Source organism: Deinococcus radiotolerans (genome assembly GCF_014647435.1).
Classification (GTDB): domain Bacteria; phylum Deinococcota; class Deinococci; order Deinococcales; family Deinococcaceae; genus Deinococcus; species Deinococcus radiotolerans.
In genome coordinates, this window is sequence record NZ_BMPE01000003.1 from 254,474 (window position 1) to 269,077 (window position 14,604).

At 71.4% G+C, this 14,604-nt stretch carries 11 protein-coding genes; 2 read left to right on the top strand and 9 right to left on the bottom strand.

Features of this window, described 5'->3' with window-relative positions; genetic code table 11:
- Positions 1 to 12: 12 nt before the first annotated feature.
- The 9 genes from IEY63_RS09145 to IEY63_RS09185 form a co-directional block, all read right to left on the bottom strand.
- Positions 13 to 534 (bottom strand): WapI family immunity protein, encoded by a 522-nt coding sequence (locus IEY63_RS09145; protein WP_189068694.1) that lies wholly within the window; start codon positions 532 to 534, stop codon positions 13 to 15.
- Entirely contained in the window at positions 534 to 1,907 is a 1,374-nt protein-coding gene (locus IEY63_RS09150; protein ID WP_189068695.1) for an allantoinase, read from the bottom strand. Before IEY63_RS09150 ends, IEY63_RS09145 begins: the two co-directional genes overlap by 1 nt.
- Positions 1,907 to 3,142, bottom strand: a complete 1,236-nt coding sequence (locus IEY63_RS09155; protein WP_189068696.1) for an allantoate amidohydrolase — start codon at positions 3,140 to 3,142, stop codon at positions 1,907 to 1,909. Before IEY63_RS09155 ends, IEY63_RS09150 begins: the two co-directional genes overlap by 1 nt.
- Positions 3,135 to 4,535, bottom strand: coding sequence for an aldolase/citrate lyase/malate synthase family protein (locus IEY63_RS09160; protein WP_189068697.1), 1,401 nt, complete (start codon positions 4,533 to 4,535; stop codon positions 3,135 to 3,137). Before IEY63_RS09160 ends, IEY63_RS09155 begins: the two co-directional genes overlap by 8 nt.
- Positions 4,536 to 4,566: 31 nt before the next feature.
- Positions 4,567 to 5,385, bottom strand: a complete 819-nt coding sequence (locus IEY63_RS09165) for an IclR family transcriptional regulator (protein ID WP_189068698.1) — start codon at positions 5,383 to 5,385, stop codon at positions 4,567 to 4,569.
- 2 nt (positions 5,386 to 5,387) lie between these two features.
- Positions 5,388 to 6,950, bottom strand: a complete 1,563-nt coding sequence (aceB, locus tag IEY63_RS09170) for a malate synthase A (protein ID WP_189068699.1) — start codon at positions 6,948 to 6,950, stop codon at positions 5,388 to 5,390.
- 197 nt (positions 6,951 to 7,147) lie between these two features.
- Positions 7,148 to 8,230 (bottom strand): tryptophan 7-halogenase, encoded by a 1,083-nt coding sequence (locus tag IEY63_RS09175; RefSeq protein ID WP_189068700.1) that lies wholly within the window; start codon positions 8,228 to 8,230, stop codon positions 7,148 to 7,150.
- Complete coding sequence (locus IEY63_RS09180; RefSeq protein WP_189068701.1) at positions 8,227 to 11,172, bottom strand: LodA/GoxA family CTQ-dependent oxidase; 2,946 nt, start codon at positions 11,170 to 11,172, stop codon at positions 8,227 to 8,229. Before IEY63_RS09180 ends, IEY63_RS09175 begins: the two co-directional genes overlap by 4 nt.
- Positions 11,173 to 11,506: 334 nt before the next feature.
- The gene (locus IEY63_RS09185; RefSeq protein ID WP_189068702.1) at positions 11,507 to 12,661 is read right to left on the bottom strand and encodes an acyl-CoA dehydrogenase family protein; all 1,155 of its coding nucleotides are present in this window, start codon (positions 12,659 to 12,661) and stop codon (positions 11,507 to 11,509) included.
- A gap of 165 nt (positions 12,662 to 12,826) precedes the next feature.
- Here IEY63_RS09185 and tal point away from each other — a divergent pair, with 165 nt between their 5' ends.
- Complete coding sequence (gene tal, locus IEY63_RS09190) at positions 12,827 to 13,741, top strand: transaldolase (RefSeq protein ID WP_189068703.1); 915 nt, start codon at positions 12,827 to 12,829, stop codon at positions 13,739 to 13,741.
- A gap of 205 nt (positions 13,742 to 13,946) precedes the next feature.
- Complete coding sequence (locus tag IEY63_RS09195) at positions 13,947 to 14,534, top strand: cyclase family protein (protein ID WP_189068704.1); 588 nt, start codon at positions 13,947 to 13,949, stop codon at positions 14,532 to 14,534.
- Positions 14,535 to 14,604: the final 70 nt, after the last annotated feature.

A 14,604-nucleotide genomic window follows, 5' to 3' on the forward strand; every position in this document is an offset into this window, starting at 1 on the left:
GCGGTCTCCTTGTCAGTCGGGGCGGACATACGGCGTCCTTGACGGAAAGCGGGTGAGTGCCTCAAATAGCGCATCGGCCATCTGGCAGAGGTCGGCGGGGACCGCCATGAAATCTACCCACTTCTCGTTAGGTTCACCCATGTCGAAGAGGTGCGTATTCAGATCGAATGGCGGCGTGGATTCCGCCGACATGTAGACCCTGAACTGAAGGGGCCGGGCAGGGTCTGGAACGGAGCTCAGCTCGAAGGCGAGGTTGGGTTCCGTAAAGGTGATGGTGCTGGTCAGAGGTTCAAGACGTCGCTGCCATTTCGAGAAGACCTCTCCGTTCCGCGCGGCCTCACGCAGCCACTCGGCCAACCACCGAGCCTCCTGCACCGTCACGGAGGGGTCAATGTGAGTCCACTGGCCTGCGGGGCACTCCACCTTGAGCTGCACGAGCAGCCAATCAGAATCCTCCGCGCAGTTGGTCTCTTCCGGGAACTGGTATCCAACAATGGATACATCCAGATTGAAGTCCCCGTTCGACCAGCGCATCAGCTGTTTTCCGCCTGCATGGGAATCGGGCGCAGCAGCCGCCCCCGGACTGAATCGTTGAACTGCGCCCCACCGGGCGTCTGCGTGAACACGCGCTGCCCGCGCAGGTAAGTGGCCTGCACCCGCCCCCGGAAATTCTGTCCCTGGTACGGGTTGCCCTGGTGGCGGTCGTGCAGCTCGGTCAGGGTGAATGCCTCGTCCAGTCGCACCAGGGCCAGGTCCGCGTCGAAGCCCAGGTGCAGCGCGCCCTTGCCGCCCAGACGGAAGCGCCGCGCGGGGTTCAGCGAGGCGACCGCCGCGACTAGTTCCAGGGGCACGTCCCGCTGCCAGTACCCACCCTCCAGCAGGACGTTCAGGGTGGACTGCGCGCCACTGATCCCGCCCCAGATGGCGAAGAAATCATCCCCGGTCTTCAGGTCGGGCGGGGCGGGCGAGTGGTCGCTGCCGACCGTGTCGATCAGCCCGGCCTTCAGCGCCGCCCACAGCGCCTCGCGGGTGCCCACGTCCCGAATGGGCGGCGCGCACTTCAGGAGCGCGCCCACGCGTTCCACGTCCTCATCCATCCAGTGCAGGTAGTGGGGGCAGGTCTCGGCGGTGACGTCCACCCCACGCGCGCGGGCCTCAGCGGCCAGCGCCACGCCACGCGCGGTACTGAGGTGCACGAGGTGCAGGGCCGCGCCGGTTTCCTCGGCGAACAGGATCGCACGGCCCACCGCCTCGGCCTCCGTGACCGGCGGGCGCGACGCGAGGTAGTCCCGCACGCCCGTCTGCCCGTGCTCGCGGGCCACCTGCGCCAGCGTGCGCGTGAAGCCGTCACTCTCAGCGTGCGTGGCGACGACCAGCCCGGCCCGCCGCGCGGCGCGCATCCCCTCGAACAGCGTGGCGTCATCCGCGGCGGGGAACTCGTCCAGGCCGCTGTGACTCATGAACGCCTTGAAGCCGATCACGCCGCACGCGGCCAGTTCATCCAGCTCCGTCAGATTCAGTGGCGTCAGGCCACCCCACAGACCGAAGTCTAGGCAGGACTTCGCCTCGCCCAGCGCGCGTTTCTCCGCGAACGCCTGAGCGTTCAGCAGCGGCGGCGAGGAGTTCAGCGGCATGTCCAAGAAGCTTGTCGCGCCGCCCGCCGCCAGCGCGCGGGTGCCGGTGTCGAAGCCCTCCCAGTGGGTGCGGCCCGGTTCGTTCAGGTGCACGTGGGCGTCTACCACGCCAGGGAACACGTGCAGGCCCCGGGCGTCAATCTCCTGTCGGGCGGGCGCGAACACGTCCAGCGCGAGGCTCACGATCCGGCTGTCCTCCACCGCCAGATCAGCGCGGATCGGGCCATGCGGAGTCACCAGCGTCCCCCCCCGGATGAGCAGGTCCAGCGCCATCAGCGCGCCCCCTCGCGGGCCGCCAGGGCGCGGACGAACGCCACGCCCACCCGGAGCGCAGCGTCCACGTCCTCCGGGTTCACCATCTCGTCCGGGTGGTGACTCAGGGCGTTCGGGGAGCGCAGGAACAGCATCGCGGCGGGCATCGTGTCGGCGAGGATCATCGCGTCGTGCCCGGCCCCGCTCACGAGATCCGGGGCACTCAGGCCCTCCTGCGAGGCCGCCCCGCGCAACAGGTCACGGAACGAGGGGTCCATAGGGATGGCGGGTTGCGCCATCTTATGCGTGACGTCCAGGGTCACACCGCGTTCCTCCACGAAGGTCCGCGCCGCGTTCAGCAGTTCATCCAGCGCCCCAGCCCGCACGGCGTCGTCCTCGTGCCGCAGGTCCAGCGTGCAGTGCGCCTCGCCGGGAATCACGTTGATCGCCCCGGGCCGCGCCGTCATCACGCCCACCGTCGCCACCAGCCCCGGCGTCGTGCGGGCCAGGTCCTCCACCGCCACCGCGAAGCGCGCCGCCGCCGCCAGCGCGTCCCGGCGGTGCCCCATCGGCGTGGTGCCCGCGTGCGCCGCCTGCCCCGTGAAGTCCAGCAGCACGCGGTCCTGCCCCACGATGGCACTCACCACGCCCACCGCCGCGCCCGCCGCCTGGAGCACCGGCCCCTGCTCGATGTGGAATTCCAGGAAACCCAGCGCCTTCCCCTGCACGGCGGCGTCCGGCAGGGCCGCGTCGTCCAGGCCGTACGCGCGGATGGCCTCCAACACGCTCACGCCCCGCGCGTCCTGCAGGGTCAGCAGCGGCCCCAGCGTGCCGGTCAGGGCGCGGCTGCCGATGAACGGCACGCCGAAGCGCACGCCCTCCTCCTCACTGAAGGCCAGCAGCTCCAGCGCAAACGGCAGCGTCTCGCCCCGCAGCGCTTCCGCGACCGCGAAGGCCAGCGTCACGCCCAGCACGCCGTCGAAGGCCCCGGCGTTCGGCACGGTATCCACGTGCGACCCCAGGAACAGCGTGGGCGCGTCCGGCGTCGGTCCGGCGCGGCGCGCACGCAGGTTCCCGGCGGCGTCCACGCGTACCTCTAGACCCAGCTCGTGCGCCCGGGCGGTCAGGAAGGCGATCACGTCGCGGCTGGGCGCGCTGAGGAACGTGCGGGTGATCTCGCCCGGCACCTCGGTGTGGGCGGCCAGGGTCGCGCAGGCGTCCAGCGCACGGCGCGAGAGGGGAGTCAGGTCAGTCATGGAAGATCCTTTCGGTGAGGTTCAGGCGGTGGGCTTCCAGGGGAACATACGCCGGAGCCACGTCAGCGAGGACGACATGATCAAGCAGCGTGGCTTCCGGGGCGTCGTCGGGGCGCAGGGCGCGGCGCAGTGAACGGTAAGCGGCCCGGTCGAACACCGTGCCGTCGTCCAGCGCCGCGCCTACACGCACCCACTGCCACAGCAGCGCCCGCGCGAGCTCCGCCGTAGCCGTGTCCTCAATCCGCCCATTCCTAGTGATCACGCCGCGCCCCGTGAACCAGGCGCCGAACACATCCAGCGCGAGGCCCAGCGTGTCCCGCACCTCAGCAGTAGGGAGCGAGCCAGGGTCCGGGAGGGCCAGCAGCCGCTCAAGCGTCACGGGAGCGGTCGGGGGAGAGGTGGGAGCGGGGGCCGCCAGTCCCTCCCGCACGGCGTCCAGCAGCTCCGGCAGGCCCGCCCACGCGCCCTGGAAGCCCTGCGCGGCCTCACGTGCCTTGTCGGCCCGCACGGCGTCCAGAGCCGGGGCGGGGTTGAGGGGATCTGGGCTGACGGCGGCGGTGCCTCCCACTGCCTGCGCACCGCGCAACTGGCACACGTCCACGAGCGTCTGGGCGTAGGCCTGCATGGCGTCCACATCCATGCCCAGCTGTGAGCGCGGCGGGAACGGCACACGCCGGGTGGCTCCGGTGGTCTTTACGAGGCTGAACACGTAATCCCAGCGGCCCGCGTTTAAGCCGAAAGCCCACTGCCGCAGTTCGGACAGCAGGGCGTCCATGTGCAGCAGTCCTGGCAGCGTCTCGATCTGCAGGCACACGCGCAGCGTCCCGGGGTTCAGGCCCAGGTACGCTTCCGAAACGCGCAGCGCTGTGGCCCACGCGCGGGCCTGCGTGGCGGACTCCAGTTTCGGCAGGTACAGGTGCGGCACCCGGCCCGGTCTGGCGGTCAGCAGGGCCGCCAAATCGCACAGCGCCCCGCGCGCGGGCTGTCCGGCGAAGGTCAGGCCCGGCTGGGGGGCGTACAGCGCGCGGGGCCGCGCCAGCAGGGGCACGTCCGCCGCGAGCCACTCCGGCAGCGCCGCGTACACCCCTGCGACGTTCGTCCGGGTGGGCGAGAAGGTGTCGTCGAAATCGATCACCACCGCGTCCGCGCCGCTCGTCAGGGCGGCCCTTAGGGCGGGCAGGTCGCTGGCCTCCACGATCATTTCCGCCCGTCCCGGCCGCAGGTCATCCGGGACGGGTGCGGCGCGGTAGTCGGGCGCCACCCCTGACGTGTCCAGCGAACCGGGTGCGTCCACCCCCGTCCAAACATCTGCAAGCGCGGCGTGTAGCGCCTCCGCCAATCCATACGCAGCGGGGCGCAGGAGGTCAGGCGGTGTCAAGGAATCCACCGGCATGGGTTGAGCATGCGCCGCAGCATAGAGCCGCTCAGCCGCCCCGGTGGCCCAGCCGCTCCGCGATGCGGGCCGCCGCCCCCTGCGCCGCGGCCAGGAAGCGCGGCACGGCGTCCGGCGTGAGCCGCGACGTGGGCGCCGAGACGCTCAGGGCTGCCGCGACCAGACCGTCCGCGCCGAGGACTGAGACGGCCACGCAGCGCACGCCCAGCTCGCGTTCCTGATCGTCCAGCGCGAAGCCGTCCTCGCGCACGCGCGTTACGGCGGCGAGTGCGGCGTCCACGGTGGTCAGCGTGTGGGGCGTGTACGCGGTCAGGGTGGTGGCCTCCAGCGCCGCTCTGGCCTCCGCTTCGGGCCGCGCGGCGAGCAGGACCTTGCCCACGCCGGACGCGTGCAGGGGTGCGCTCGCGCCGGTCTGCGTGAACATGCGCACCAGTTGCGGGCCCTCGACCTGATGCACGTATGCGGCCTCCAGGCTTGCCCCGTGTGGGCGTAGCACCGCGAGGTTCGCGCTCTCGCCCAGCTCAGCGACCAGGGTGCGCATCTCGGGCGCGGCCGCGTGGATCAGGGCGTGCGCCGCGTCGAACGCCGCCCCCACCTGATAGGCGCGCAATCCCACCCGGAACAGGCCCGAAGTCTCCTCCCATTCCACGAAGCCCTGCTGCCGCAGCGTCTCCAGCAGGCGGTACGCGGTGCTGGCCGACAGCCCGGCGGCGCGTGCCACCTGTGACAGCGGCGCCTCGCGTAGCGTCGCCAGTGCCCACAGGACGCTCAGGCCGCGCTCCAGGGTCCGCACGCCCCCCGGGGCGTCCGCGCCGCGCGGGCGGCCCCCACGTGAGCCGGTCTCCGTCACGGTCAGGCCAGGGCCTCGTAGCCGGGCAGCGTCAGGAAGTCCATCAGGGGCGTGCCGGTCGCGGTGGTGCGGAACAGCCGCGCGGCGTTCGCGAAGGCTTCACCCAGTTTGGCGGCCTCATCGTTGAACAGTTCGTCCCACAGGTCCGGCGTCAGGGGGCGGCCGTCCTCCAGCGTCACGCCGTGGTGCCGCCACTGCCACAGCTGCGCGCGGCTGATCTCGGCGGTCGCGGCATCCTCCATCAGGTTGTGGATGGGTACGGCGCCCGAGCCGCGCAGCCACGCTGCGAGGTACTGGATGCCGACGTTCACGTTCATTCGCACGCCCGCCTCGGTGACGGTGCCGTCGGGCGGCGTCAGGAGGTCGGCGGCGGTGACGGTCAGGTCGGCCTGCTTGCCGCTCTCGATCTGGTTCGCGCCGGGCATCAGGCGGTCGAAGACTTCGGTAGCGAGTTCCACCATGCCGGGGTGCGCGACCCAGGTGCCGTCGTGGCCGTTCATGGCCTCGCGTTCCTTGTCGAGGCGCACCTGCTCGAACGCCGCGCGGTTTTTCTCCTCGTCGCCTTTGACGGGAATGAAGGCGCTCATGCCGCCGATGGCGGGCGCGCCGCGCTTGTGGCAGGTCTGGATGGCGAGCTTGCTGTACGCCTGCATCATCGGGACAGCCATGCTGACCTTCGCCCGGTCGGGCAGAATCCGGTCTCCGTGCGTGCGGAGTTTCTTGATGTAGCTGAAAATGTAGTCCCAGCGGCCGCAGTTCAGGCCCGCCGAGTGCTCGCGCAGCTCATAGAGGATCTCGTCCATCTCGAACGCGGCGAGGATCGTCTCGATCAGGACCGTGCCCTTGATCGTGCCGCGCGTTAGGCCCAGCGTCTCCTCGGCCACGCCAAACACGTCGTTCCACAGGCGCGCTTCGAGGTGCGACTCCATCTTCGGCAGGTAGAAGTACGGCCCCGAGCCGCGCGAGAGGAGTTCCTGGGCGTTGTGCCACACGTACAGCCCGAAATCGAAGAACGCGCCGTACAGGGTCTCGCCGTCCACCTGCACGTGCTTTTCCGGCAGGTGCCAGCCGCGCGGGCGGACCAGCAGCACGGCCGTCTTCTCGTTCAGCTGGTACGTCTTGCCGTTCGTTTCCAGGCGGATGGTGCGGCGCACGGCGTCACGGAGGTTGATCTGCCCGTCCACGCAGTTCTCCCAGGTGGGGCTGCTCGCGTCCTCGAAGTCGGCCATGAACACCCGCGCGCCGCTGTTCAGCGCGTTGATGATCATCTTCCGGTCGACCGGACCCGTGATCTCCACGCGGCGGTCCTTCAGGTCCTCGGGCAGCGGGTTGATGCGCCAGTCGCCATCTCGCACGTTCTGCGTGTCGCTCAGGAAGTTCGGGAGCGCACCCGCGTCCAGCTGCGCCTGCCGGGCCTCACGGGCGGCCATGAGTTCGCGGCGGCGCGGTTCGAAGCGGCGGTGCAGGTCGGCCACGAAGGCCAGCGCCTCGGGCGTGAGGATCTCGCGCTGCGGCTCCGTGATGGGGGCGGTGATGGTCAGTCCGGCGGGCAGGGTCTGGGTCATGCGGGCACTCCTGGCAGGTGGGTGGGTTTTTCAGGGAATGAACTTGAATTTCACTCTACGAAAACTGGATGCCCAGGGGAAGCGGCCATTGTTTCCGCCTGAGGGACAGTGCGCCGAGGAGGAGCGGCCCCCCATCGTCTCTCCGCACAAAAACACGGGAGGGACCGTGTGGCCCCTCCCCCTGACCCCTTCACCCGTCAGTGCCCGGCGGGGTGAGCGCGGACCTGACGCCGCTGCCAGAACGGGGCCTCGGGCCAGCGCCGCTCCAGGCCGTAGTAGACCGCGTGGTGCTGCGCGTACGCCTGCCAGATCTGCCCCACCCGGCCCGCGTACTCTGCCGCTGCACGCTCGGCCCCCCCCAGCCACTCGGCCGCGGCTGACCCGGCCTCCAGCCCGGTGATCAGTGCATTCAGCAGGCCCTGCGAGGACAGCGGGTCCAGCGCGGTCACGCTGTCGCCCGCCGCGAACCACCCCGGCCCGGCCGCGCTGCGGGCCAGGGTGTTCGCCGCGCAGGCCGCCGGAGCGGACGGTGTGCTGCGGGCGTCCGCGAGCACCTCGGCCAGGCCGGGCAGCGCGCGCGCGGCGGCCAGCGGCCCGGCGCGGTACATATCCCGCAGCGCCTGCTGGTCCGCGTCCCCATGGAACGCGATCAGGCGCGCGCCGTCCGGGAGGGCCGCGGAGTACCACCAGCCGTCACGGTCCGCTTCGGTGTACGTGGCCGGGTCGCGCGGCCCGCCGACGGGGACGCGCTGGTACACGCAGGCCAGCCGGTCCTGCACGGCCTGCTGCTGCCCGAATGGCCGCAGCAGCCGCGAGTGGCGCCCTGTAGCGTCCACGACGACCTCAGCTTTCAGCGTGACGCCCGTATCGAGCTGCACCTGCCAGTGCCCGCCCTCCCGGCTCAGGTGCGCGGCGCGCGCGGGCGCAACCAGCTGCGCGCCCCGTTCAGTGGCGTCCAGGCGGAGGTCCGACTCGAACTGCGCGCGGTCCAGTTGCCAGCCCACGCCGTCCGGATCGCGGAACGCGTCCAGCGTCACGGGGTCCGGGGAGCCCCAGCGGCTCACCTTCACCGGGGCGGGGGCGTGCCCGGCGTGCGCGAAACGCTCCCACGCGCCCAGCGCCGTCAGAACGCGCCGCGCCGCGCCCGGCAGTGACTCCCCGATCCGCCAGGCGGGCGTGACGACCGGGTCCACCAGGGTCACGCGCGCGCCCCGGGACCGCAGGGCCAGCGCAGCCGCCGCTCCGGCGGGGCCAGCCCCGAGAATCACGGCGTCCGTCACCGCTGCGGGGGCAGGCCGTTCGGGAAGCGGTTGACCAGCTCAATGCCGCTCAGGTCCACGTCGGCCGCGGACCGGCCCGCGCGGCGCGTGACGCCCACGGCACTGCCGGTCGGGTGACCGCCCAGGACGTCCGGACTGACGGCGCTGACCGTGTACGTTTCCTCCTCGGGCGTGATCAGGCGCGCCTCATCCTGCACCTCGATGTGCTCGGGGAATTCACCGCCGGGGCCGGGGCGGACCTCCACGACGCCCAGGAAGTCGAAGTGCTGGATCATGTTGTTGATCTGGTGCGTGTACCCGTCCGCGCCGAGCGGCTCGATCCACGCCTCGCGGTTCGCGAAGGCCTTGCGCCGCTCGTCCAGCGGTCGGCTCTCGTCCATGACGATCTCGTAGTTCGCCAGGGACAGCACCTGGTTCGGGACGCGTGCGGGCCAGAAGCTGGGCGCGTACGGGTCGTAACTGGGCGTGTACCCGGACCGGCAGCTGCTGGTGTCCGTCTGCCACGGCACGGCCATCCAGCGGGTGATGCCGCCCGGCAGCTGTCCGGCCAGCGGTCCGTTCGGGATCGTCACGGAGTCCGGCGTCAGCACCTCGCTCTGCGCGGGTTCACGCCACCCGGCGGGCGCGTGCCTGAAGCGGAACGGGGCCATGTACATGGACGCCGAGCGGACCGGCCACGTCATCTCGCAGCCCGGGTGGAACGCGTCGGCGAGGCAGAAGTCCAGCGCGGCGCGCGTCAGGGTGTCCCCCTGCTCCCGGAGGGGCACGTCGTCAATGTGGGTGGGGCGTGGGCGCGCGTCCGCGTGGTCCGCATCGAAGTTCCCTTCCGCCCAGGCGTCCAGCATCGCCATCTGGCAGTCGCTCAGCGCGGCGTTCTGCCGTGGCGTGGGGGCAGGCGGAATGTTCATCGCGTCCCCGTACAGCCACGGCCACGGCACGGGCGACTGCGCGTCCCGCGAGAAGTCCCGGAAGCTGTTCGCCACGACCCGCCGCTGCTCGCGGAACGCGGGGTTGTCACTGCCCAGCCGCGCGATCGCCTCCGGGCTGGTCAGGTCGAAGGCGCCCTGCCAGCCGAACCCGGCGGCGAACCCGGCATTCACCCACTGGAGGCCCGCCATGCGCTCGAAGATGGGCAGGATGTCCGCCGTGAACGACGGGCGCCCCGGGGCGCTCAGCTGGCCCGCCTTGATGGCCACGTCGCGCATCAGGTCCCACATGGTCCGCACCGACTTGCGCTGCGGGCCGTAGTTGGGCGGGGCGACCACCACCCACGCGGGCGTCACCTGCACGTCCAGGCCATTCACGCGGACGGTGGCGGTCACCGGACCGTCGGACACGTCGTCGTGCCAGCCCTCGTTGTTCGCGAAGGTGATCGCAGCGGCGCCGTCCGGGTTGCTGGATACGCCCAGGCCGCCCAGCACGGTCAGGCGCGCCTGCTCGTCCTGCCGGATCTCGCCCAGGTACACGGGCACGCCCCGGAAGGCCCCGTCATCGAAGCGCTGCGGACCCGCCTCACCGCGGCCCAGGCGGCGCGGCTGCGGCGTGATCGCCAGCGTGGCGCGGTCCGCGACGCCCGGGTTGCGCAGCGTGGTGGGCGGCGCGTAGTTCGCCTCTGGAATGTCCAGCGCCAGCTGAAAGCCGTACCAGGCGGCCTTCGTGTTCGCCAGCTGCACCGTCCACTCGATCTCCACGTCGTCATGCCCGCCGCTGAGTTCCCGCACGATCTCCCCACGCGCGTTGCAGCCGTACACGCGGAAGCGCGCCGCCTGCCGCTTGAGCCGCTTCTGCCCGTCGCGGTAACTGCCGGGCGCCAGTGGTTCCGGGTCCGGCACTTCCGGCCCGACGAAGAACTCCTCACTGTTCCCCACCCGGGCCACGCCAATCGAGGGGTAGATCACGGCCTGCACCACGCAGTCATCCGCCTGCACGGGCTCCGCTTGGACCGGGCGGGGTTCCGCCGGATCCTGAAGCGGCTGCCCGTTCGCGCGGTGGCGCAGCTGCGCGCCCGCCGCGTACACGCCCCGCCGGACCACCGCGATCGAGGACGCCTCGCTGGGCCGGTTGGGGGGCGGCACGCGCCAGATGTTGAACGACAGGCCCTGGCCGTACGCGGCCTGCCCGGGCTCGTCAATCTGCTGCCGGGGAATGATCAGGGTCGCAGCGGGCACGAACGGACTCTCAGATTCGGGCCACTCGACGGTGGCGGCGTCCAGCGGCATCACGTCCGGGTTCGAGCGGCGCTGCACCTCCAGCGTGAACCGGTACTCCCGCTGCGCCAGCCGGTTGGTGAGGTCGGTCGCCAAGTAGTCCGGGCCGTCGTCCGGGATGTCCTGCGGCGCCGTCTCGGGCGTCAGGCGGTACTTGATGAGCTCGTCGCCCAGGTGGAACGGCAGGATCGCCCAGTACGTGGACGTCAGTACCGACCCACGCGGGGCCATCATGGCGTTCAGGATGTCGTTCGTGGTCGGGTGCGCCGCCAGGAACGCCGTGTAGTCGCGCTGCACCACGCCCGCGTACGTGAACTCGACCATGTCGCGCGCCGTGTCCACGAAGAAGCGCGGGGCGTTCTGCAGGATCAGGTCCGCCGTGCCGCCGTCCTCGCCCAGCGCGTTCTGGCCGGGCACGCCGAACAGTTTCAGGCCGATGCCCAGGGTGCTGCCCAGGTCCGGGTCGGTGGGGGCGGCGTCACTGGAAAAGCGCATCCAGGCGTCCAGCCGCTCGTGCGCGAACAGACCCTGACGCCACGCCTCGGGCAGGTCCGCGTGGCGCTCCAGGACGCCGTGCGCCACGCCGTGCAGTTTGCGGAACACCGCGCGTTCCGCCGGGGGCGGGTTCGTGCGGGTGCGGCGCGCCTGACCGATCTGCACGAACATCTCCGTGAGCCGCTGAGTTTCCGTATCAGGCGTATTGAAGCAGGGCGGGACGGGCAGTTCCTTGTCCATGTGGTCCTCCGGGAGCGTGGTGGGAGAGGTTGGGGTGGATGACGGGAGGAGAAGATCAGGAGGAGACGGGACCCTGGCCGTGGCCGTCAGGTCAGGTGAGGATACCCAGCCGGACCGCGCGCAGAACCCGCATGTGCGCCCCCGCCTCACGGCAGCGGCTTCGGGTGCGCAGGGTCAGTCTGGCCGACCGGGCGTTAAGGTGGCGTTAGGCCTGACCCGGCGGTGTGCACGTGGAACCGGGCCGTCCGGACGGAGGCGCCGGTGCGCGTACCGGCCCAGGATCAGGCGTGGGAAGCTGGGGATGCTCCCCAGGATCAGAGCGCCGGGTTGAGGGTCAGCGGTCACCTGGGCGAAGCACTGCCGCGCCGTAGGCCGTGAAGGCACTGTCGTCCCCGGGCGGGTGGGTCAGGCCCGCGCGGGCGTCGCGCAGCAACCGCTCCAGCGGCAGGCTGGCGGTCAGGGCTGCCCCGCCCGCTGTGCGGACCGCCAGGTCAGTGGCGGTCACGGCGGCGTTCGTGCTCACGGCTTTGGCCGCGCCGATCAGCGGCGCGGCCTCCGCGCCCGGAGCGGCGTCCCAGGTGCGCGCGGCGTGCAGCAGCAGCTCCCGCGCCGCGAGCAAGTCTGCACTGATGCGGCCCACCTGCTCCTGCACGCGCGGCAACGTGGCGATCGGGGCGCCCAGCGCGGTGGGGACGCGCTCGTGCGCGTAGGCGATCAGGGCGTCCAGGGCCGCGAAGCCCACGCCCAGGTACGTGCCCGCTACGGCCGTCCAGAACCACGCGCTGCTCGCCGGGTTCGCCGGGGCCGGGGGCGCGTGCAGCCGCGCGGGGGCACCGTCGAACACCACATCGTGACTGCCGCTGCCGCGCAGAGCCAGCGCGTCCACCCAGGTCGGCTCGATCCGCACGCCCGGCCCGCGCAGGTTCACCAGGTACCGGCCCACCTGCCCGTCGGGCGTGGCCGCCGTGACCAGCGCCCAGGTCAGTGCGCGCGACCCGGTGCTCCAGGTTTTGCGGCCCGTGACGCGCCACCCGCCACTCTCGAAGCCCGTGCCGTCCGGTTCCGCGCGGGTGCGCGGCAGGCCCCCGCGCGACGGGCTGCCCAGTTCCGGCTCGCTCGCCAGGGCGTTCAGCAGCTCGCCGCGCTCGCTCGCCCCGGCCAGGGCGGCCAGGAGCGGCTCGGGCAGCGTGCGGCCATGGAAGGCCGCGCCGGTCACGTGGCCGTGCATGGCCAGGATCAGCGCCAGCCCCGCGCCGGCCTGGCCCAGCGTCAGTTGCGCCTGCGCGAACTGTGTCAGCGTGGCGTCCAGCCCGCCGCGCGCCCCGGGCAGCGTCAGGCGCGTGTACCCGCTCGCCGAGAGGGCCTGCGCGGCGTCCGGCGTCACGTCCTGCGCGGCCTCGCACGCTGGGCCGTGGTCGCGGATGGCCTGCGCGGCGCGCGCCACCACGCTCGCCTGCGCCTCGCTGAGGATCGGAGCGGTTGCCGTCATGCCCGGCAGGGTACGCCGCGCCCGGCGGGACGCGCAGCCCACCTGTCCAGGGCAGCTGCATGAAGAGTTGCTGTAGGGTGGAAAGCTCGGAAAAGCGCCACCCTCAGTGGTGGGCGGCGCGCGGGCCTCAACGCGGCATGTGGCCGCGCCCGGAAGGAGAGACGCATGAACGCACTCGAACAGCTCAAGCAGATGACGGTCGTCGTGGCCGATACCGGCGACCTGGACGCCATCCGCCAGTACCAGCCGCAGGACTGCACCACCAACCCCAGCCTGATCCTCAAGGCTGCGTCCCTCAGCGGGTACGCGCACCTGCTTCAGGAGGCGCGCGCCATGGGCGACGTGGAAGCCGCCATCGACTTCCTCACCGTGCGCATCGGCACCGAACTCACCAAGCTCGTGCCCGGCTACGTGAGCACCGAGGTGGACGCCCGCCTGTCCTTCGACGCGGACGCCATGGTCACCAAGGCCCGCCACCTCATCGACCTGTACGCGCAGCATGGCGTGGGTAAGGAGCGCATCCTGATCAAGCTCGCCACCACCTGGGAGGGCGTGCAGGCCGCCCGTGTGCTGGAAGCCGAAGGCATTCACTGCAACCTGACGCTGGTGTTCAACCTCGCGCAGGCCATCGCCGCCGCGCAGGCGGGCGCGTACCTGCTCTCACCGTTCGTGGGGCGCATCACCGACTGGTACAAGAAGGCCGAGGGCAAGGACAGCTACCCCGTCGACGAGGACCCCGGCGTGAAGTCCGTGCGCGAGATCTACCATCACTTCAAATCCCACGGGTACGAGACCATCGTGATGGGGGCGTCCTTCCGCAGCGCGGAGCAGGTCAAGGCGCTGGCCGGCTGCGACCGCCTGACCGTCAGCCCGCAACTGCTGGGCGAACTGGCCGCCGACGAGGGCACCCTGACGCGCGTCCTGAACCCCGAACCCGCCACGCAGACCGAATCCGCCCTGAGCGAGGCGGACTTCCGCTGGGCGCTCGCCAGTGACCCCATGGCGAACGAGAAGCTCGCCGAGGGCATCCGCGGCTTCCACGCCGACACCGAGAAGCTCCGCGCGCTGCTGCGCGGCTGAGCCTCCACGCGGGCGCGGGGCGGGTAGAGTGCGGCCATGCTCTTCCCGCCCCGCGCCCGCCTGATCGACCTCTCCGCGCCGCTAAGCAACGCCACCAGCGACTTCGAGCCGAACCCTCACCGGATCACGTACGTGGACCACGCGCAGGCGGCCGAGCAGGCCCGGACGCAGCTGAACCTGCCCGCACGCACCCATTGCGGACCGCGTGCTGGCGCGCGGGCACGTCTGGAGCGTCGAGACGGTCACGCTCAGCACGCACAGCGGCACGCACCTGACCATCGATCAGGTGCCGCTGGAGTGGTGCTGGGGGCGCGGCGTGCGCCTGGACGTCCGGCACCTCCCAGCCGGAGCGGGCATCACGGCCGCGGACGTACAGGCCGCCCTGAACGCGGCCGGGCACACCCTGGAGGCCGGCGACGTGGTCCTGACCCTGACCGGCGCGAGCGCCCACTACCACGAGGCCGGGTACGAGCAGAGGCACGCCGGATACACCCGAGAGGGCATAGCGTGGGTGGTGGACCGCGGCGTGCGCCTGATCGGCATTGACGCGTGGGGCATCGACCGGCCCTTCGGCCCGCTGATTCAGGACACCCTGGCCGGGACCGCCGAGTTCTGGGAGGCGCACTTCTACGGCCTGGAGCGCCCCTACCTGCAGATTGAGAAGCTGAGCAACCTGGAAGCCCTGCCGCCCACGGGCTTCACGGTCATGGCCTTCCCGGTGAAGGTGGAGGGCGCCAGTGCCGCGTGGGCGCGGGTGGTGGCAGCCGTGCCCGAAGCGTACGCGGGAACCTGAGGGATCATGAGCCCGTACTGAAGGGCATGAGCATCCCGGACTGGCGTTTCCTGAAGTTCTGGCCTTCCCT